Consider the following 20,285-nt stretch of genomic DNA (forward strand, 5'->3'; position numbering starts at 1 on the left):
CGCCAATTTGTAACAGCGGCCTTCGCGCCGCCACATCGCCGAGGCGAAAAAAAACCGGAGCGCGAAGCTCCGGTCTTTCTGAACGCAACGTCCTGCCGATTCAGCCGACGAACGCCTTCTCCACGACATAGTGGCCAGGATGGTTGTTGCTGCCTTCCTGGAAGCCCATTGTGTCGAGCAGTTCGCGCGTGTCGCGCAGCATGTGCGGGCTGCCGCAGAGCATCACGCGATCGTTTTCGACCGAGAACGGCTCGACCGCGAGATCCGCGAACAGCTTTTTCGTTTCGATCAGATCGGTGATGCGGCCACGGTTCGCGAATTCTTCGCGCGTGACCGTCGGGTAGTACACGAGCTTCTCGGACACGATTTCGCCAATATGCTCGTGCGCCGGCAAGTGCTCGGTGATGAAGTCCTTGTACGCGAGTTCGTCGACGAAACGACAGGTGTGCGTCAGCACGATCTTCTCGTAACGGTCGTAGACCTCCGGGTCCTTGATGATCGACATGAACGGAGCCAGGCCTGTGCCGGTCGACAGGAGCCATAGCGTCTTGCCGGGCAGCAGGTTGTCGGCGACGAGCGTGCCCGTCGGCTTCTTGCCGATCAGCACGGAATCGCCGACTTTCAGGTGTTGCAGACGCGAGGTGAGCGGGCCGTCGGGAACCTTGATGCTCAGAAATTCGAGATGCTCTTCGTAGTTCGCGCTCGCGAGGCTGTACGCGCGCAGGAGCGGCTTGCCGTCGACTTCGAGACCTACCATCGTGAACTGGCCGTTCTCGAAGCGGAACGAGCTGTCGCGGGTGCAGGTGAAACTGAAAAGCGTGTCGGTCCAGTGATGGACGCTCAGAACGGTTTGAGAATTAAGGTTGCTCATGGCTTCTTGAACTGTGCTCTAACTGTGCGAAAGCGGGTGACGCTCCGACGCTCGCGGCTGATATGCGGCCGATGGCACGCCGGGCCAGCGTCGAAAAAGCGCGCAACGAGGGCGCTGCGCTGCCCGAACAGGGCGATCGAATGGGAAGTTCGCCGATTGATCCGAAACCCGGGATTCGAGGACAGCGCTTCACGCCGCGCCATGCGTGAACTCCGCGCAAAAAACCAGACAGCCCGGCGCAATCGGCTATTTTAACCCGATAGTCGTTTCGCGGTCCGAACGTAGATACGGCGGCGAAGGCGCGCATGCGTGCCTCGTGGGCGAACGTGCGTGCTGAAGAACTGCGCTTTCGGCGGGCTGCGCGGCGGGCGGCCGGGCTCGGCGGCGAATCGATCGCTGCCGAAAGGCCCCCGAGCCCGCATGATAGCAATGGATGCAGCCTCTATCCCGAAATACCCTTCTGGCGAAAGGCTGCGCGCGTCAGATGCGCTGATCGGTCGATGGCTTTTCCCACAGGTTGATGCCGCCTTCCTGCGCGTGCTGATCGATTTCGGCGAGCTCTTCCTTCGTGAACTCGAGATTCTTCAGCGCGCCGACGTTCTCCGCGACCTGTTCCGCCCGGCTCGCGCCGATCAGCACCGAGGTCACGCGCCCGCCCCGCAGCGCCCATGCGAGCGCCATCTGCGCGAGGCTCTGACCGCGCTTCTGCGCGAGTTCATTGAGCTTGCGCACGTGCGCGAGGTTCGCATCGCTCAGATGCTCCTGCTTGAGCGAGCCGCCGCCCGGCTTGTTGACGCGCGCGTCCTGCGGCACGCCGTTCAGGTACTTGTTCGTCAGCAGACCTTGCGCGAGCGGCGTGAACGCGATGCTGCCAGCGCCGACAGCGTCGAGCGTGTCGAGCAGTTCCTCCTCGATCCAGCGATTCAGCATGTTGTACGAAGGCTGATGGATCAGCAGCGGCACCTTGTGCTCGGCAAGCAACTTCGCCATTTCACGCGTCTTCGCCGCCGAATACGACGAGATGCCGACGTAGAGCGCCTTGCCGGAATGCACGGCCGTCGCGAGCGCGCCGGCAGTTTCCTCGAGCGGCGTGTCGGCGTCGAAACGGTGCGAGTAGAAGATGTCGACGTAGTCGAGCCCCATGCGCTTCAGGCTCTGGTCGAGGCTCGCGAGCACGTACTTGCGCGAGCCGCCTCCCTGGCCGTACGGGCCGGGCCACATGTCCCAGCCCGCTTTCGACGAGATCAGCAATTCGTCGCGATAGGGCCGGAAGTCGTCCTTGAAGATGCGGCCGAAATTAGTCTCGGCGCTTCCATAGGGCGGGCCGTAATTATTCGCGAGATCGAAATGGGTGACGCCCAGATCGAACGCGGTGCGCAAGATCTCGCGTTGCGTGGAGATCGGCGTCGTATCGCCGAAGTTGTGCCACAAACCCAGCGACAACGCGGGCAGCTTCAGGCCGCTCTTGCCGCAAGCGCGGTATTGCATCTGCGTGTAACGTTCGGACGCTGCTTCGTAGGCCATGACGGATTTCCTCTGCGGATTGCGAATTGGACAGACTGCGACGGGCAGGCGACGAGCACGCGGAATGCGCGAGCACGCGCGCCGCCGAGGGCGTCAATGGTAAGCCAATCGGAGCTGCGCGCGCTCGACGCGCGCCGCCGTCCCGCTATTCGGCATTGGCTGAATGGACAGCAAGGGGAACGAACGAACGCGATCCCGGACAAAAGCAAATTCCGCTTCCGACGAGCCCGCCCCATGGACCCAATCGACAGACTGCGCCCCGCCTACGATTCCTTCACCGCCATCGCCGTGACATACGGCATCGACATAGTGCTGGCGATCCTGATTCTCGCGATCGGCTGGTGGATTTCGAACGCCGTCGCGAACACGCTGCGCCGCACGCTCGGCCGCACGAACGTCGACGCGACGCTCACGCCCGTGCTCGCCAGCCTCGCGATGTGGGCGATTCGCGTTGTCGCCATCGTCGCCGCGCTCGGCAAGTTCGGCATCGCCGCGGCCAGCATCCTGACCGTGCTCGGCGCCGCCGGCCTCGCCATCGGACTTGCGCTGCAAGGCACGCTGCAAAACATCGCGGCCGGCCTCATGCTGTTGCTGCTGCGGCCGTTTCGCGTGGGCGATTACATCGAAGGCGTGGGAACGACGGCCGGCACCGTCAACGAGATCGGGCTCTTCACGACGCGCCTCACGAAAGCCGACGGTATCGTCATGTACGTGCCGAACAGCCTGATCTGGGCGAACGCCATCACGAACTACAGCGCGAACGACCGCCGCCGCGTCGTCATCAATTTTCAGGCGCAGCATGGCTTGAATGTGGAGCACGTGCTCGGCGAACTGCGCAAGCTGATGAGCGAAGATTCGCGCATCGTGCAGGACGGGCCGACGGCGCCGTGGGTCGCGGTGACCGACTACACGGACACCGGCGTCAAGTACAACCTCGGCGCGTGGACGAGCCGAAGTGAACATCAATACGTGATGGCCGATCTGCTGCGCAAGATCCAGCCGTACACGCGCGAGCAGTTGCAGGCCGCGTGAGCGGAGTGGACGCGCCCGCGCAGACCCGCTAACCTGACGCGCCTTCCCGATACGAGAACACGTTATGACCCGAGCGATTTCCGTGGCGCTGCTTGTCGGCGGCGTCGTGCTGCTCTATTTCGGCGGCCAGTCGTTTCATTCGCTCTCCAACGACGTCGCGCGCTTCTTCACGGGCTCGCCCACGAACAAGACCATCTGGCTGATCGCGGGCGGCATCGTCGCATCGCTCGCGGGGCTGATCGGCCTCGCGATGCCTTCCAGACGCTGAACTTCAGGCGAGCGGCACTTCCGGCTTCGACGCCGAGCGTGTGCCGGGCAGCGCCGCGTTGCTCGCACCGCGATACGTGAACACGAGCGAGAACTTCACCTGATCGGAAAGGTTCTTCCCCGCCGAATGCAGCGTGTTGCAGTGGAAAAACACGACGTCGCCCGGTTCCAGTTCCGGCGACACCGCCGTGCGGATCAGCGCCGCGTTTTCGGGCAGGTCGGAACGGAAGAATTTTGCTTCGTCGAAACGGTCGGACGTGAACGGCAGCTTGTGCGAGGTCGGCACGAACCACAGCGCGCCGTTCTCCACCGTTTCGTTGCCGAGCGCGACCCACGCGGACACGAGGTCGTCGCGCTCGAACGCCCAGTAGCGCACGTCGCGATGCCAGCCCGTCAGGCTGCCGTACGCCGGATGCTTCGTCATCATGCAGTTGTGATGCGCGCGCGACAGATACGGCGCCTCGCCGAAATACAACTCCATCCAGCCGCGCACTTCGGGCGACGTCGCGAACTCCGCGAAGAGCGGATGCCGCACGTAGGCGTCGAGCAGGCGGCGCACCGTATGCCCGCCGGGCGCGTCTTTCGAATCGGGCGCGCCGGGATATTTCAGGTCGGCTTCGAACTCCACCGGCGCGGCGGCTTCGGCGAGTTGCTGGCGCGCGATCTCGCGCATGGCGCCGCACCGCTCCTTCGATACGAGCCCTTTCACGATCACGTAGCCCTTTTCACGCAGCTCGTGCACTTGTTCCTTCTTCGATTTCAGCGGGTGTTGATCAGACATTTCAGTTCTTGCCTCCAACGGCTTTCGATTTATTCATGCCGTCGACGCTATATCCGGAATTGGGGCGAATACGGCGATTGTAAATCCGGCAGCGCGGGAAGGCCCGTGCGGCAATGCATCGGTCGATTTTTATCAGCATCCGCTTCATAAAATGGCAGGGAAAACGCGGACTTACCCGGGTAATACTGGTCCTGTACATTGGCCTGCATCAATTCGGTGCAACTTCGCATACGCAGTTGAATCGAATCGTTGAACACTATTTTTGAGACGACTATCGTCGAGTCTGCCTCCACGCAATCGACTTTCCTCCCGCCGACATGAACCACCGAATCGCTATCGGACTTACTCGCGTCGCCTCGCGAGCCGCGCGTCCTGCGCGCCGCGGCATGATCCGCGCGTTGCGCCATCACTCCACCCGCACGCAGTTGCTCGCCGAGCAACTGAAGAACGTGCATCCGGTCGACGGCATCCGATCGTGGTTCCGCGGTTTCTTCTTCAACTTGCGCGTACGCGCGGCCTCGCGCCGCGTGTCGTTGCGCGCGCTGCTGCGCCGTCCGGTGCAATTGCGCGCGCCGACGGCGAAGCCGAAGGCCGCCGCGCTTACGAGCCGACGTCCGCGTCGCGTGTCGGCGAGCAGCGCGGGCTGGTACGCATTCGCGGCGCGCTGAGCCGCTCAGTCGCGCCGGGCATCGTCGAGCGCCGGATAATCGGTGTAGCCTTTTTCTCCGCCGCCGTAGAACGTCGCCTCGTCGGGCGCGTTGAGCGACGCGTCCGCCCTGAAGCGCTCGACGAGATCCGGATTCGCGATATACGCGCGACCGAAAGCCACCGCATCGGCTTCGCCGCGCTCGATCCGCGCGTTCGCTTCCTCGGCTGTGGATTCGCCGCAGACGATGATCGCGCCGTCGAACGCCTCGCGCAGCGCGCAGCGATAACCCTCCGAAAGCGGCGCGCCCCCGGCCCAGTCGCCTTCCGCAAGATGCAGATACGCAATGCCGATGCGCTTCAGCTCGCGCGCCAGATGCAGCGATGACGCTTCGCCTTCGTCGTCCTGCAGATCGAATCCCGTGAAGTTCGGCGAAATGCGAATGCCGACGCGATTCGCGCCCATCACGCCTGTCACGGCCTCCAGCACGTCGACCACGAGCCGCACGCGGTTTTCGATGCCGCCGCCGAAGTCGTCCGTGCGCCGGTTGGTGCCCGTCGCCATGAATTGATGCAGCAGATAGCCGTTGGCCGCGTGCACCTCGATCATGTCGAAGCCGGCACGAAGGGCGCGATGCGCCGCATCCACGAACTGAAGCACGATGCCCGGCAACTCGTCGGTTTCGAGCGCGCGCGGATCGTCGGCGTCGGTCATGCCGTACGAGCCGTCGTCGTGTTTCACGAACACCTGCGTGCCGCGCGCGCGGACCGCCGAAGGTGCGACGGGCGGCGCGCCGCCTTCCTGAAGCGACCGATGCGACACGCGTCCCACGTGCCACAACTGCGACGCGATGCGACCATGTCGCGCGTGAACCGCGCCCACGACGGCCTTCCATCCCGCTTCCTGTGGATCGGAATAGATGCCGGGCGTAGCGAAATAGCCCTGACCTTGCCGCGAGACTTGCGTCGCCTCGGTCACGATGAGCCCCGCACTCGCACGCTGCGCGTAATAGTGGACGTTCATGTCGGCAGGCACGTCGCCGGGTTGCGACGCGCGATTGCGCGTGAGCGGCGCCATCACGACGCGATTCGGCAGTGCGAGATTGCCGATGGTGACGGGAGAAAGAAGCTTGTCGTACGGCATGGCGGCTCCGTGGATGATCGGTTGTGCCGTTCGTTCTCTTCGCAAGAAGCGCGCCGCGCGGGCGAAAAAAAACCGGCAGGCCCGATGCCTGCCGGTTCTTGTCTCGTCCGTTCAGCCGATGGCGTTACGCCACGCTCGCGACCGGCTCCGTGCCCGCCGCTTCCGCCAGAATGAGCGCCTTGTCGGTGGCTTCCCACGAGAATTCCGGCTCTTCGCGGCCGAAGTGACCGTACGCCGCCGTCTTTTCGTAGACCGGACGCAGCAGATCCAGCATCTGGATGATGCCCTTCGGACGCAGATCGAAGTGCTCCTGAACAAGCTTCGTGATCTCGGCGTCCGACACGCGGCCCGTGCCGAACGTGTTCACCATCACCGAAGTCGGACGTGCCACGCCGATCGCGTACGACACCTGAATCAGCGCGCGCGAGGCGAGCCCGGCCGCGACGATGTTCTTCGCGACATAACGGCCGGCGTAAGCCGCCGAGCGGTCGACCTTCGACGGATCCTTGCCCGAGAACGCGCCGCCGCCGTGCGGAGCCGCGCCGCCGTAAGTATCGACGATGATCTTGCGGCCCGTCAGACCGCAGTCGCCTTGCGGACCGCCGATGACGAAACGACCGGTCGGGTTCACCAGGAACTTGATGTCGCCCTTGATGAGTTCCTTCGGCAGCGTCGGCTTGATGACTTCTTCGATCACCGCTTCGCGCAGTTGCGGCAGGTCGATGTCCGGCGAATGCTGCGTGGACAACACGACCGTGTCGATGGAGTGCGCCTTGCCATCGACGTAACGCACGGTGACTTGCGACTTCGCGTCCGGACGCAGCCAGGGCAGACGGCCGTCGCGGCGAAGATTCGCCTGGCGCTCGACGAGGCGGTGCGACAGGTGGATCGGCAGCGGCATCAGTTCGGGCGTTTCGTCGCATGCGTAACCGAACATCAGGCCCTGGTCGCCCGCGCCCTGATCGAGATTGTCGTCATGCGCCTTGTTCACGCCTTGCGCGATATCCGGCGATTGCTTGTCATACGCGACGAGCACCGCGCAGCCGCGATAGTCGATGCCGAAGTCGGTGTTGTCGTAGCCGATGCGCTTGATGGTGTCGCGCGCGACCTGGATATAGTCGACGTTCGCGGTGGTCGTGATTTCGCCCGCGAGGACGACGAGACCCGTGTTGCAGAGCGTTTCCGCCGCGACGCGCGAGTACTTGTCCTGCGACAGGATGGCGTCGAGGATGGCGTCGGAGATTTGGTCGGCGACCTTGTCCGGGTGGCCTTCGGAAACGGATTCGGAAGTAAAGAGGTAGTCGTTCGACACGCTTCAGACTCCATTGAGTACGGTTGATCTTCACGTAGCCGACTTCGTCTGGAGTCTGAAGCGGCGACGCTTTAGCGGATATCTTTCCGGACCGGGGCCTTCCTGAAACATCGGAAGGCGCCGGACCGCTTCGCCCCGCAAGTTGTCCATTAACTCGGCGAAGGTTCTATTATACCGGCTTCCCTTGTTTTCACAGAATTGACCCTTTGGCTTCCTTGGTCCCGCTCCATTCATCCGCTCGCCGGAGTTCGTCATGCTAGGCCGTATCGGCGTGGCGCTCGCCATCGGTTTCCTCAAATTCCTGGCGCTCATTCCGTACGGCATCACCGCGCGTTTCGGCGACGGGCTCGGCTGGCTGCTCTATCAGATCCCGAGCCGCCGCAAGCGCATCGTTCATACGAACCTGAAGCTGTGCTTTCCCGAGTGGTCCGAAGAAAAGCGCGAAGACATCGCGCAGAAGCATTTCCGTCACGCGATCCGCAGCTATGTCGAGCGCAGCGTGCAATGGTTCGGCTCGGCGAAGAAGCTCGAAAAGCTGATCGAAGTGGACAGCGCCGTCGATCTAACCGACCCTGATCTCCCGCCCACGCTCTTTCTCGGCCTGCATTTCGTCGGCATCGAGGCGGGCTCGATTTTCCTGAACTATTCGCTGCACCGGCAGTGCGGCTCGCTGTATCAGCCTTTCTCGAATCCGCAAATCGAGGAGCTGGCGAAGACGCAGCGCGCCCGCTTCGGCGCCGACATGGCGAGCCGCGCCGACAGCGCGCGCATCGTGCTGCGCTGGCTGCGCGATCGAAAACCCGTGATGCTCGGCGCGGACATGGACTACGGCATGCGCAACTCCACGTTCGTGCCGTTCTTCGGCATCCCAACGTGCACGCTGACGGCCGTCGGCCGGCTCGCGAAGACCGGCCGTGCGCAGGTCGTGCCGTTCATCGGCGAGGTGCTGCCGAATTACAAGGGCTATCGGCTGAAGATTTTCGAGCCGTGGGACAACTACCCGACCGGCGACGACGAAGCCGACGCGCGTCGCATGAACGCATTTCTGGAAGAGCAGATTCCGCGCATGCCGGAGCAATACTATTGGGTTCACAAGCGGTTCAAGACGCGGCCGGCGGGCGAGCCGAGCTTCTATTGAAGTCTGAACGGCGCGAAACGCGGCACTACGGGTCACATACAATAGCGGCCATGAAACTGAAATTCACCAAGATGCAGGGCGCGGGCAACGACTTCGTCGTGCTCGACGGCTACACGCAGGCGCTCGATCTGTCCGCCGAACAGGTGCGCGCACTCGCGAACCGTCATTTCGGCGTGGGCGCGGATCAGTTGCTCCTCGTGGAAAAGCCGACCATCGAAGGCGTCGACTTCAAATACCGCATCTTCAATTGCGATGGCGGCGAGGTCGAGCACTGCGGCAACGGCGCGCGCTGCTTCGTGAAATTTGTGCGCGACCGGCGTCTGACGGACGCATCGACGGTGCGCGTGCAGGTGCAAAACGGCGTCATCACGCTGACGATGCAGCCGAACGGCGAAGTCGTCGTCGACATGAGCACGCCGGTATTCGATCCGCCGCAAGTGCCGTTCGATTCGCAAGCCCTCGAAGGCCGAAAGGAAGGCAACGACACGCTCTGGCCGCTCAATGTGAACGGTGAGACACGCTGGATTTCCGTCGTGTCGATGGGCAATCCGCACGCAGTGCAGATCGTCGGCGACGTCGAAGCGTATCCGGTCCTGACCGAAGGTCCGCTCATCGAACGTCACGCGCGCTTTCCGAAGCGCGTCAACGCGGGCTTCATGCAGATCGTCGATCGCCATTCGGTGAAGCTGCGCGTCTATGAGCGCGGCGCGGGCGAAACGCTCGCATGCGGCACGGGCGCGTGCGCGGCGGTGGCCGCGGGCATTCGTCGCGGCCAGCTCGAAACGCCGGTGCGCGTCGAGACGCACGGCGGCACGCTCACGATCAGCTGGGACGGCGCGCGGGACGAAGCCGCCGCGCTCTTCATGGCCGGTCCCGCCGCGACGGTCTTCGAAGGCGAAATCGAGCTCGATCGCATCGTTTAACGCATATACGCCACCATGAATCCACGCGAAGTCGTCGACTACCTGCTCGACAATCCCGATTTCTTCGTCGAGCACGCGGAACTGCTCGGCACCATCCGGCTTTCGAATCCGCACGGCAAAGCAGCCGTGTCGCTGCAGGAACGCCAGATGGAAATGCTGCGCGACAAGAACAAGCAGCTCGAACGGCGTCTCGCCGAGCTGCTGCGCTACGGCCACGAGAACGACAGCATCTCGACCAAGTTCAATCGCTGGACCGTGCGCGTGATTTCCCAGCGCGACCCCTATGCGTTGCCCGCGACCATCAGCCGCGGCCTGTGCGAAGTCTTCGACGTGCCGCATGCCGCGCTGCGCGTGTGGGATATCGACGAAGCGTATCGGCAAGCCGATTTCGCGCGCCAGGTCGGCGAGGAAGTGCGCATCTTCACGAGCAATCTCGCCGCGCCGTACTGCGGCGCGAATACCGGTTTCGCGGCCGCGCAGTGGCTGGGCGCGGCCAACTCGGCATCGGTGACGATCGCGCCGAGCGAAGGCCCGTCCGACATCGACCGCAAGATCGAATCCGTGTCGCTCATCGCGCTGCGCGATCCGCAAGCCGGCCCCGATGCGCCAAGCTTCGGCCTGCTCGTGATGGGCTCGCCCGATCCGCGCCGCTTTCACGACGGCATGGCGACCGATTTCCTCACGCAGATCGGCGCGCTCGCGAGCGCCGCGCTGTCGCGCCTGCTGCCGCACTGACCATGAACGCCGCTGAGCAAGCCTCGCAGGAAGTCCCATCGGACGACGCCATCGCGACTTATCTCGCGATGCTCGAGCATCAGCGGCATCTCTCCGAGCACACGCTGCGCGGCTACACGCACGAGTTGAGCGAACTGCGCGCGCTCGCCCGGAATCGTCCGCTCGAATCGCTGACCGCCACCGATATTCGCGGCGCGGTCGTGCGGGCGCATGCGGGCGGACTGTCGTCGCGTTCGATCGCGCATCGGCTGTCGGCATGGCGCGCGTTCTATCGATGGCTCGCCGAGCACGTCGACATGCCTGCGAATCCGGTCGCGACGGTGCGCGCACCCAAGCGCGAAAAGACGTTGCCGAAGGCGCTTTCCGTCGATGACGCAATGAAACTCATGGACGCGCCGCAAGCGGGCACGACCGAAGCGCTGCGCGATCACGCGATGCTCGAACTCTTCTATTCGTCCGGCCTGCGGCTCGCGGAACTCGTCGGGCTGGACATTCGCCACACCGATACGAGCGAGCACACGTCGGAAGGCTGGATCGATCTGGACAGCGCCGAAGTCACGGTTCTCGGCAAAGGCAAGCGCATGCGCAAGGTGCCGGTCGGCCGAAAGGCAATCGAAGCGCTGCGCGCATGGATCGCGGTGCGCGGCGAATTCGTCAAGCTGGATCCGCATGCGCTTTTTCTCTCGGTGCGCGGCAATCGCATGTCGCCCGGGGTGGTGCGCGAACGCGTCAAGCGGCTCGCGCTCCTGGCGGGCATTCCGTCAAACGTGCATCCCCACGTGCTGCGGCATTCGTTCGCCACGCACGTCCTGCAATCGAGCGGCGATCTGCGCGCGGTGCAGGAACTGCTCGGCCACGCGAGCATCACGGCCACGCAGGTTTATACGTCGCTCGATTTTCAGCATCTCGCCCGCGTCTACGATGCGGCGCACCCGCGCGCGAAAAAGCGCGATTGAATCCCGACAGCGCCTCGCGCGCTGCATTGATCACCGCAATGAACACCATCACGCTCAAACCGGCGAAGGACAAATCGCTCGTTCGCCGCCATCCGTGGATCTACGCGAACGCCATCGCGCGCATCGATGGCAATCCCGCGCCCGGCGCCACCGTCGTCGTGCGCGCGGCCGACGGACGCTTTCTCGCACGCGCGTCGTACAGCCCGCAATCGCAGATTCGCGCGCGCGTCTGGAGCTTCGAAGAAAGCGAGCCGGTCGATCACGCGTTCTTCAAGCGCCGCGTGCAGCGCGCGGTCGCGCACCGGCGCACGCTGGTGAAGGACACGGGTGCCACGCGCCTCGTCTTCGGCGAAGCGGACGGCTTGCCGGGCCTGATCGTCGATTACTACGTCGCCGATGCCGACAAGCACGCGCAACTCGTCTGCCAGTTCATGGCGACGGGCGTCGAAGCGTGGAAAGAGGCCATCGTGCAGGCGCTCGTCGACGCGACCGGTTGCCCGAACGTCTACGAGCGCTCGGATGTGTCGATCCGGCAAAAGGAGGGGCTCGAACAGACGACCGGCGTACTCGCGGGCGACGCGCCGCCCGACACGCTCATCACGAATGAATGCGGCGTGCGCTATCACGTCGACGTGCGCAACGGCCACAAGACGGGCTTCTATGTCGATCAGCGCGATAACCGCGTGCTCGTCGCGCAGCACGCGCAGGGCCGCGACGTGCTGAACTGCTTCTGTTACACGGGCGGATTTTCCCTCGCCGCATTGAAAGGCGGCGCGACGCGCGTGGTATCGGTGGATTCGTCGGGCGAAGCGCTCGCGCTCGCGCGCGAGAACGTGAAGGCGAACGGCTTCGACGCAGACAAGGCCGAATGGCTCGACGCCGATGCCTTCAAGACGCTGCGCCGACTCTACGACGAAGGCCAGCGCTTCGACCTGATCGTGCTCGATCCGCCGAAGTTCGCGCCGTCGAAGGAAACCGTCGATCGCGCCGCGCGCGCGTACAAGGACATCAACCTGAGCGGCTTCAAGTTGCTGCGTCCGGGCGGGCTGCTGTTCACCTATTCGTGCTCCGGCGCGATCGACTCGGACCTGTTTCAGAAGATCGTCGCGAGCGCGGCGGCGGACGCGCGCGTCGATGCGCGCATCCTCAAACGTCTCTCCGCGGGCGTCGATCACCCGCTGCTGACGGCGTTCCCGGAAGGCGAATACCTGAAAGGGCTGCTGTTGCAAATCGCCTGACCGGCCCCAGTTAATCGCGATCCACGCGCGCAGGACGCAGAAAGCGTCGGCTCCGCAAATATGTTCCAATATTCGATTCAGCGCGTTTCCCGAACTTAAAAGGCGACACCATGATTCCCGTAACCATCCTGACCGGCTTTCTGGGCAGCGGCAAAACCACGCTACTCAAGCGCATCCTGAACGAGAAGCACGGCATGAAGATCGCCGTGATCGAGAACGAGTTCGGCGAAGAGAACATCGACAACGAAATCCTCGTGCAGGAGACGAACGAGCAGATCATCCAGATGAGCAACGGCTGCATCTGCTGCACGATCCGCGGTGACCTCGCGCGCGCGCTCGAAGACCTCGCGAACCGCAAGAAGGCGGGCACGCTCGATTTCGACCGCGTCGTGATCGAGACCACCGGCCTCGCGAATCCGGGGCCGGTCGCGCAGACGTTTTTCATGGACAACACCGTCGCCGACGAATTTCTGCTCGACGCGATCATCACGCTCGTCGACGCGAAGCACGCGAATTCGCAGCTCGATCAGCACGAAGTGGTGCAACGTCAGGTCGGTTTCGCGGATCGCCTGTTCATCACGAAGTCGGATCTCGTCTCCGCCGAAGAGCTCGAAGCGCTGAAGCATCGGCTGCTGCACATGAACCCGCGCGCGGCGATCAGGGTCGTGAATTTCGGCGATGCCGACATCAAGGAAATCTTCGACCTGCGCGGCTTCAACCTGAATTCGAAGCTCGAGATCGATCCGGACTTCCTCGCCGAAGACGATCACGATCATGACCACGCGCACGACCACGACCACGATCATGCGACCTGCGGTCACGATCACAGCCACGATCACGAGCACGGACATCATCACCATCACGCGCATCACGACGACAAGATCAAGTCGTTCGTCTACCGCAGCGACAAGCCGTTCGATCCGAACCGCCTCGAAGACTTCCTCGGCGGGATTCTGCAGATCTATGGCGAACGCCTGTTGCGCTACAAGGGCGTGCTCTATATGAAGGGCGTGGATCGCAAGGTCGTGTTCCAGGGCGTGCATCAGATGATGGGCAGCGACCTCGCCGGCAAATGGATGCCGATCGAGAAGAAGAACAGCAAGATGGTGTTCATCGGCATCGAGTTGCCGAAGGATCTGATCACCGACGGCCTCGACGCCTGCCTCGTGAAGTAATCCGGCATGCATCTCGCTTGGATTGTGCGATTCAGGCGGGCGAAAACAGACGTTTAAGCAAAACGCCGCCGCGAGTTGGTTCGCGTGCGGCGTTTTTCAAGTTGGACTTTCGATGCGCGTATGTAGTCGCGCCCACGAACCGACATCGCTTTTTGCACGTCCAAGCGTTATATTTTTGAAATTCCGGCACAAATTGACAGGGTTTTCCGTAGGTTTAGCCGGAAATTGCGGTTCAGTTACAATACAGCCCCACTGGAGAAGGGCAGTTCCGTTGAAAGCGCGTCTACAGGCGCTCTGTCAGCGGATGTTAGGAGAAGGGATGTCCCGTCGGGACGATGTCTCGATTTGCCGGGGGAAGGCAAATCAAGTCAAAGCACCGGGGCCGGAATTCCTGGGCCATGCGCATGCGCCCGACTTTCCGGAGCATCATCCAAGATCGGTTTCCAGAGGAGTTCGGCCCCGCATTGACGCGTCGTGTAGCCGCAAGCGTACCGATGCGCTGCATGCGGGTAACGCAAGTGCGGGCGTTGCGAAGACATCGCCTTACATTGAAGAAGCAAGCAGATGACAACGAAACTCTTGACCGAAGCCGAAATCCTGAAGATGAGCGAGAAGGACTACATGAACGAGGATCAGCTCGCCTTCTTCAAGAACCGGCTCGAACAGTTGCAAGCGGACATTCTCAAGAATGCCGGCCAGACGACCGAAAATCTGCGGGAAACGGTGATCGTGCCGGACCCGGCGGACCGCGCGACCATCGAGGAAGAACATGCACTGGAACTGCGCACGCGTGACCGCGAACGCAAGCTTCTGAAGAAGGTGCAGCAGTCCCTCGCGCGCATCGAGTCCGGCGATTACGGCTGGTGCGAAGAGACTGGCGAACCGATCGGCATTCCGCGCCTGCTCGCGCGTCCGACGGCCACGCTCTCGCTCGAAGCCCAGGAACGCCGCGAACTGCGCCAGAAGCTTTTCGGCGACTGAAATCGCTGTCGGCCGGCGATCGTCGCGGGTCCGCCCGCCACGGGGAAGACGCCGCCGCAAAAAGTCGAAAAGGTAGTCGGCATCAGAAAAAGGCACCCATCGAAAGGGTGCCTTTTTTCGTTCGGGCGGTAAAAGCGGCATGCGCCGAAGCAGCACGTCTTGATAAATCTCCCGTCGCCCTAAAATGAACTCGACGCGCCCCGCACGAGCTTCATCGCGGCTGGCGCGAGCGCGGCGCCGTCCGCCCGAGGCCCTGACGCCTCGACGGAACCCCGCGCCGTGCACTCCATCGAATTCTCGACTGCGCGGCGGCTATGGCCGAAGGAAAGACCGAGCCGCCCCGCGTCCTTCTGGTTTTCACAAGGAACGCACATGGAACAATTTCACGGCACGACCATCGTCTCCGTGCGCCGCGACGGCAAGGTCGCGCTGGGCGGCGATGGTCAGGTGACGCTCGGCAACATCGTCATGAAAGGGGGCGCGAAGAAGGTGCGCCGCATCTATGGCGGCAAGGTGCTGGTCGGCTTCGCCGGCGGCACCGCCGACGCGTTCTCGCTGCTCGACCGCTTCGAAGCGAAACTCGAAAAGCATCAGGGCAATCTGACGCGCGCCGCCGTCGAACTGGCGAAGGACTGGCGCACGGATCGCATGCTGCGTCGCCTCGAGGCGATGCTGATCACCGCAGACAAGGACACGACGCTCGTCATCACCGGTAACGGCGACGTGCTCGATCCCGAGCACGGCATCGCGGCGATCGGCTCGGGCGGCGCGTACGCCCAGGCCGCCGCGCAGGCGCTCATCGAGAACACCGATCTCGCGCCGCGCGACATCGTCGAAAAGGCGCTCACCATCGCCGGCGACATGTGCATCTACACCAACCACAATCGCGTCATCGAGACGATCGAATAAAGGAACCCAGCGATGACCACCATGACTCCCTCCGAAATCGTCTCCGAACTCGACAAGCACATCATCGGCCAGGGGCGCGCGAAGAAGGCGGTTGCCGTCGCGCTGCGCAACCGCTGGCGCCGTCAGCAGGTCGCCGAGCCGCTGCGTCAGGAAATCACGCCGAAGAACATTCTGATGATCGGGCCGACCGGCGTCGGCAAGACCGAGATCGCGCGGCGTCTCGCCAAGCTCGCGGACGCGCCCTTCATCAAGATCGAAGCGACCAAATTCACCGAAGTGGGCTACGTCGGCCGCGACGTCGACAGCATCGTGCGGGATCTGATCGAGATCTCCGTCAAGCAGACGCGCGAGTCCGAGATGAAGAAGGTGCGGACGAAGGCCGAAGACCGCGCGGAAGACCGCATCCTCGACATTCTTCTACCGACGGCCCGGCCGGTCGGATTCGGCGCGTCGAACGCGATCGAGTCGAGCGGTGAGGGCGGCGGCGACAACGCCACGCGTCAGACCTTCCGCAAGCGCCTGCGCGAAGGCGCGCTCGACGACAAGGAAATCGAGCTCGATGTGGAAATGCCGCAGGTCGGCATGGACATCATGGGGCCGCCGGGCATGGAAGACATGACCGAGCAGATTCGCTCGATGTTCGCGAACATCGGCGGCGGCAAGAAGACGCGTCGCAAGGTGAAGGTCAAGGAAGCGCTCAAGCTTCTCACCGACGAAGAAGCCGGCAAGATGCTCAACGACGAAGAGGTCAAGAGCAAGGCGGTGCAGAACGTCGAGCAGAACGGCATCGTGTTTCTCGATGAAATCGACAAGATCGCGTCGCGCAGCGAAACCGGCGGCGCCGAAGTGTCGCGCGCGGGCGTGCAGCGCGACCTGCTGCCGCTCGTCGAAGGCACGACCATCAACACGAAGTACGGGATGATCAAGACCGATCACATTCTGTTCATCGCAAGCGGCGCGTTCCATCTCGCGAAGCCGAGTGATCTGATTCCCGAACTGCAAGGGCGTTTCCCGATTCGCGTCGAGCTGGATTCGCTGTCCGTCGGAGACTTCGAATCGATCCTGAACGCCACCGACGCGAGCCTCGTCAAGCAGTACAAGGCACTGCTCGCGACCGAAGGCGTGGAACTCGATTTCGCCGGGGACGGCATCCGGCGTCTCGCGGAAATCGCGTTCTCGGTGAACGAGAAGACGGAGAACATCGGCGCGCGGCGGCTCTATACCGTCATCGAAAAGCTGCTGGAGGAAGTGTCGTTCGCCGCGGGCAATCACGCGGGCCAGCCAGTGCGGATCGACGCGGCGTATGTGGAGCGCGCACTCGGCGACGTGGCGCAGGATGAGGATCTGTCGCGCTACGTGCTGTAACGGCGGGGGAAATGTCCACGGAAACCGGGCTGCGAGGCCCGGTTTTTTTGTGTCCGCCGCGAAAGGTACAGACGAAAAAAAGCCCGCCTAGGTTGGCGGGCTGAATCCATATCAGGAGGAGACATGGAGGAGACAGTTCCAATCATACACAGGCACTTGATGCGACGCAATAGAAATTTCGGTAAAAACCCCTATAGCTTCCGTTTGTGGTATCTGCGCGCCATTTTTCGGATTCTGCCCGCCGATGACAGCGCAAGAAACGGCGCGTAACCTCGTCTGCACGGCTCTACAGTGGTCACGTACCCACGAGCCTTCGAGGTCGTCATGAAAACCGCTACAGACTCTGTTTTTTCCTCCGATGAAAACCGCTGGCAGGCAGTCGTCGATCGCGACGAGCGCGCCGACGGTGCATTCTTCTTCGCCGTGCGCACCACCGGCGTGTTTTGCCGGCCATCGTGCGCATCGCGGGCGCCGCGTCGCGAAAACGTCGAATTCTTCCAGACGACCGACGCCGCGGAAGCGGCCGGCTATCGCGCATGCAAGCGCTGCCAGCCGACGAGCCTGCCGCGCGAACTGGCGATCGTCGAGCGTGCCTGCAAGGTGCTCGACGCCGATCCGCAGCAACGCATGACGCTCGCGCAACTGAGCGACGCCGTGCACGTCAGCCCGTTTCATTTGCAGCGCCTGTTCTCGCGCATCGTCGGCATCTCGCCGCGTCAGTATCAGGCGGCGCAGCGCGCGGGCGTGCTGCGCGACGCATTGCAGCGCGGCCGCGACGTCACGCGCGCAACGCACGACGCCGGTTTCGGCTCGCCGTCGCGCATGTATGAAGCCGTGCCCGCGGAACTAGGCATGACGCCGTCCGCCTACAGGCGCCGGGGCGCGGGACTGACCGTGCGCTACGCGACCGCCGCGACGCCGCTCGGCACGGTGCTGGTCGCCGCCACCGACAAGGGCGTCTGCAAGATCGCTTTCGGCGACGATGCGCATACGCTCGTCGATGAGCTTGCCGCCGACTTCGCGCAAGCCGAGCGCATCGAGGACGCGGCGAAGCTGGAGCCGTTCGTCGCGCAGATTCGTGCGTATCTGCAAGGCACGCGCGAGCGTTTCGACCTGCCGCTCGACATCGGCGCGACGGCGTTTCAGCGGCGCGTGTGGGATGCGTTACGCCGTATCCCGTACGGCCAGACGCGCAGTTACACGGATATCGCCGAATCGCTCGGTTCGCCGCGCGCGGTGCGGGCGGTCGCGAACGCGTGCGCGTCCAATCCGGTGGCGCTCGCGATTCCGTGTCATCGCGTAATCGGCAAGGACGGCGCGATCGCGGGCTATCGCTGGGGCAAACCGCGCAAGGAAACGTTGCTCGACACCGAGCGCGCGCGCAACGAAACGAACAAGGTCGCATGAAGCAAGGGCGCTCGCCGTCGCCATGACGCGCGAGCGCTTCGATTTTCCTCGCGAGCCGCCCGAACCGGCTCCAGAACGCGCCGCCACGCATCGCGCGGATGCCCTGAAAAACCCGCAATCCCTTGCTGGTTCTGGGTGCAAGCACGCCTTACACCGAGATGTTAAAGTGCCCGCTACCCTAAAAATACGACCGGGCGCATGCGCTCGCGCTCCTCGCAGAACGCTTCAATGGCAAACAAGAATTCCGCTCACTCCAAGTCCGGCGCTTTCGAGCGCAGGCTTGCCGCGCTCGCGTCCGGCCCGCACGCCGACGCGCTGCGCCAGGGCTTGCGCGGCATCGAAAAAGAAAGCTTGCGCGTGACGCCTCAAGGCAAGCTGGCGATGACGCCGCACCCGCGCTCGTTCGGCTCCGCGCTCACGCATCCGCTCATCACGACCGATTACTCCGAGGCGCTCGTCGAGCTGATCACGCCCGCCGAATCCGATGTGGCGATCACGCTCGAACGCCTCGACGCGCTGCATCGCTTCGCGTACGCGCATATGGGCGACGAGCTGCTGTGGAACGACTCGATGCCCAACTCGCTGCCGCCCGAGGACGAGATTCCGTTCGGCTACTACGGCACGTCGAATATCGGCACGTTGAAGACGGTGTACCGGCGCGGGCTCGCGCTGCGGTATGGCCGCACGATGCAATGCATCGCGGGCATCCACTACAACTATTCGCTCGACGAAGATGTGTGGCGGGCGTGGCAGGCGCTCGACAAGACGAGCACGCTTTCCGCGCGAGATTTCCAGTCCGAACGCTATTTCGCGCTCATTCGTAATTTCCGTCGCACGAGCTGGCTGTTGATGTATCTCTTCGGCGCGTCGCCGGCGCTGAACCGGCGCTTCGTCGATGACAAGGCACATCATCTGGAAGCCTTCGACGCCGACACGTTCTATCTGCCGCACGCGACCAGCCTGCGCATGAGCGATCTCGGCTACACGAACAATCCCGCGCAGGCCGATCTGCTGCCGAGCTACGACAATCTCGACGCCTATCTCGACGTCCTCGCGAAAGCGGTGAGCCAGCCGTATGCGCCGTATGAGGCCATCGGCACGCAGCGCGACGGCGAGTGGGTGCAGATCAACACGAACGTGCTGCAAATCGAAAACGAGTTCTACTCGACGATCCGCCCGAAGCGCGTCGCGCATTCGGGTGAACGCCCGCTGCACGCGCTGGCGGAGCGCGGCGTGCAGTACATCGAGGTGCGCTGCCTCGACATCGATCCTTTCGAGCCGACCGGCATCGCGCTCGAAACCGCGCGCTTTCTGGATGCGTATCTGCTTTACTGCGCGCTGGAAGACAGCCCGCTGTTGCCGCCCGGCGCGAGCATCGAGGCGAACGCCAACTTCAGCACGGTGGCGAAGGAAGGGCGCAAACCGGGCCTCCTGCTGAACCGCGACGGCGCGAGCGTGCCGATGCAGCAATGGGCCGAAGAACTTTTCGATGCGATCGCACCTGTCGCGAAAACGCTCGACGCGCTCAACGGCAACGACGATCACACGCGCGCGCTCGAAGCGCTGCGTCCGCGCATCGCCGATGCATCGCTCACGCCGTCCGCGCGCGTGCTGCAGACGATGCGCGACAAGCGGCAGACTTTCGACCAGTTCGCGCTCGAACTCAGCGCGCGTCACGCGCAGGGTTTTCGCGCGCGCCCGCTTTCCGTCGACGAAGAACGCATGATGGAAGAGCTTGCCGCGAAATCGCTGGTGGAACAGGCCGTGGTCGAAAGCAGCGACACTGAAACGTTCGATGCGTTCGTCGCGGCTTATCAGGTCTACAAGCTGAATCCCGCCGCCGCTTGACGCTTTCTCAGCAGTTTTTGCCGCGCCCGCGCGC

General features: G+C 63.4%; 19 protein-coding genes. 14 read left to right on the top strand and 5 right to left on the bottom strand.

Going from position 1 to position 20,285, the window contains the following annotated elements:
• Positions 1-100: 100 nt before the first annotated feature.
• Complete coding sequence (locus U4Y90_RS18150; protein ID WP_321796539.1) at positions 101-871, bottom strand: ferredoxin--NADP reductase; 771 nt, start codon at positions 869-871, stop codon at positions 101-103.
• 480 nt (positions 872-1,351) lie between these two features.
• On the bottom strand, positions 1,352-2,395 hold the full coding sequence (mgrA, locus tag U4Y90_RS18155; protein ID WP_321796540.1) for an L-glyceraldehyde 3-phosphate reductase: 1,044 nt from the start codon (positions 2,393-2,395) through the stop codon (positions 1,352-1,354).
• A gap of 234 nt (positions 2,396-2,629) precedes the next feature.
• On the opposite strand from mgrA, the gene U4Y90_RS18160 reads away from it, so the two are divergent.
• Both U4Y90_RS18160 and U4Y90_RS18165 read left to right on the top strand, forming a co-directional pair.
• Positions 2,630-3,427, top strand: coding sequence for a mechanosensitive ion channel family protein (locus tag U4Y90_RS18160; RefSeq protein WP_321796541.1), 798 nt, complete (start codon positions 2,630-2,632; stop codon positions 3,425-3,427).
• A gap of 64 nt (positions 3,428-3,491) precedes the next feature.
• A complete protein-coding gene (locus U4Y90_RS18165) occupies positions 3,492-3,695 on the top strand; it encodes a DUF3185 family protein (protein WP_321796543.1) in 204 nt (67 codons plus the stop codon).
• 3 nt (positions 3,696-3,698) lie between these two features.
• On the opposite strand, the gene U4Y90_RS18170 is transcribed toward U4Y90_RS18165, so the two are convergent.
• Entirely contained in the window at positions 3,699-4,475 is a 777-nt protein-coding gene (locus U4Y90_RS18170; protein ID WP_321796545.1) for a phytanoyl-CoA dioxygenase family protein, read from the bottom strand.
• Between the two features lie 317 nt (positions 4,476-4,792).
• On the opposite strand from U4Y90_RS18170, the gene U4Y90_RS18175 reads away from it, so the two are divergent.
• Positions 4,793-5,143 carry a hypothetical protein gene (locus tag U4Y90_RS18175; protein WP_321796547.1) on the top strand — a complete coding sequence of 117 codons (351 nt, stop codon included), beginning with the start codon at positions 4,793-4,795 and terminating at the stop codon, positions 5,141-5,143.
• A 5-nt stretch (positions 5,144-5,148) separates the two neighbouring features.
• On the opposite strand, the gene U4Y90_RS18180 is transcribed toward U4Y90_RS18175, so the two are convergent.
• On the bottom strand, positions 5,149-6,264 hold the full coding sequence (locus U4Y90_RS18180; RefSeq protein WP_321796548.1) for an alkene reductase: 1,116 nt from the start codon (positions 6,262-6,264) through the stop codon (positions 5,149-5,151).
• 124 nt (positions 6,265-6,388) lie between these two features.
• The gene (gene metK / locus U4Y90_RS18185; protein WP_321796549.1) at positions 6,389-7,576 is read right to left on the bottom strand and encodes a methionine adenosyltransferase; all 1,188 of its coding nucleotides are present in this window, start codon (positions 7,574-7,576) and stop codon (positions 6,389-6,391) included.
• A gap of 232 nt (positions 7,577-7,808) precedes the next feature.
• On the opposite strand from metK, the gene U4Y90_RS18190 reads away from it, so the two are divergent.
• The 11 genes from U4Y90_RS18190 to gshA all read left to right on the top strand — a co-directional run bounded on the left by U4Y90_RS18190 (position 7,809) and on the right by gshA (position 20,251).
• Positions 7,809-8,714 (top strand): lipid A biosynthesis lauroyl acyltransferase, encoded by a 906-nt coding sequence (locus tag U4Y90_RS18190; RefSeq protein ID WP_321796704.1) that lies wholly within the window; start codon positions 7,809-7,811, stop codon positions 8,712-8,714.
• A 50-nt stretch (positions 8,715-8,764) separates the two neighbouring features.
• The gene (dapF, locus tag U4Y90_RS18195; RefSeq protein WP_321796550.1) at positions 8,765-9,637 is read left to right on the top strand and encodes a diaminopimelate epimerase; all 873 of its coding nucleotides are present in this window, start codon (positions 8,765-8,767) and stop codon (positions 9,635-9,637) included.
• Positions 9,638-9,652: 15 nt separating this feature from the next.
• Positions 9,653-10,372, top strand: coding sequence for a DUF484 family protein (locus U4Y90_RS18200; protein ID WP_321796552.1), 720 nt, complete (start codon positions 9,653-9,655; stop codon positions 10,370-10,372).
• 2 nt (positions 10,373-10,374) lie between these two features.
• Positions 10,375-11,328 carry a tyrosine recombinase XerC gene (gene xerC, locus U4Y90_RS18205; protein WP_321796553.1) on the top strand — a complete coding sequence of 318 codons (954 nt, stop codon included), beginning with the start codon at positions 10,375-10,377 and terminating at the stop codon, positions 11,326-11,328.
• Positions 11,329-11,366: 38 nt separating this feature from the next.
• Positions 11,367-12,566: a class I SAM-dependent rRNA methyltransferase gene (locus tag U4Y90_RS18210; protein WP_321796555.1), complete on the top strand. Its 1,200-nt coding sequence runs from the start codon at positions 11,367-11,369 to the stop codon at positions 12,564-12,566.
• Positions 12,567-12,676: 110 nt separating this feature from the next.
• Positions 12,677-13,741, top strand: a complete 1,065-nt coding sequence (locus tag U4Y90_RS18215) for a GTP-binding protein (RefSeq protein WP_321796557.1) — start codon at positions 12,677-12,679, stop codon at positions 13,739-13,741.
• Positions 13,742-14,305: 564 nt separating this feature from the next.
• The gene (gene dksA / locus U4Y90_RS18220) at positions 14,306-14,722 is read left to right on the top strand and encodes an RNA polymerase-binding protein DksA (RefSeq protein ID WP_008352366.1); all 417 of its coding nucleotides are present in this window, start codon (positions 14,306-14,308) and stop codon (positions 14,720-14,722) included.
• Between the two features lie 372 nt (positions 14,723-15,094).
• Entirely contained in the window at positions 15,095-15,631 is a 537-nt protein-coding gene (gene hslV, locus U4Y90_RS18225; RefSeq protein WP_014192734.1) for an ATP-dependent protease subunit HslV, read from the top strand.
• Between the two features lie 12 nt (positions 15,632-15,643).
• Positions 15,644-16,996, top strand: coding sequence for an ATP-dependent protease ATPase subunit HslU (gene hslU, locus U4Y90_RS18230; RefSeq protein WP_321796558.1), 1,353 nt, complete (start codon positions 15,644-15,646; stop codon positions 16,994-16,996).
• 324 nt (positions 16,997-17,320) lie between these two features.
• On the top strand, positions 17,321-18,403 hold the full coding sequence (gene ada, locus U4Y90_RS18235; RefSeq protein WP_321796559.1) for a bifunctional DNA-binding transcriptional regulator/O6-methylguanine-DNA methyltransferase Ada: 1,083 nt from the start codon (positions 17,321-17,323) through the stop codon (positions 18,401-18,403).
• Between the two features lie 228 nt (positions 18,404-18,631).
• The gene (gene gshA / locus U4Y90_RS18240; protein ID WP_321796561.1) at positions 18,632-20,251 is read left to right on the top strand and encodes a glutamate--cysteine ligase; all 1,620 of its coding nucleotides are present in this window, start codon (positions 18,632-18,634) and stop codon (positions 20,249-20,251) included.
• The last annotated feature ends 34 nt before the right edge of the window (positions 20,252-20,285 follow it).

The sequence above is a fragment of the Caballeronia sp. J97 genome, from assembly GCF_905220305.1.
GTDB lineage: Bacteria > Pseudomonadota > Gammaproteobacteria > Burkholderiales > Burkholderiaceae > Caballeronia.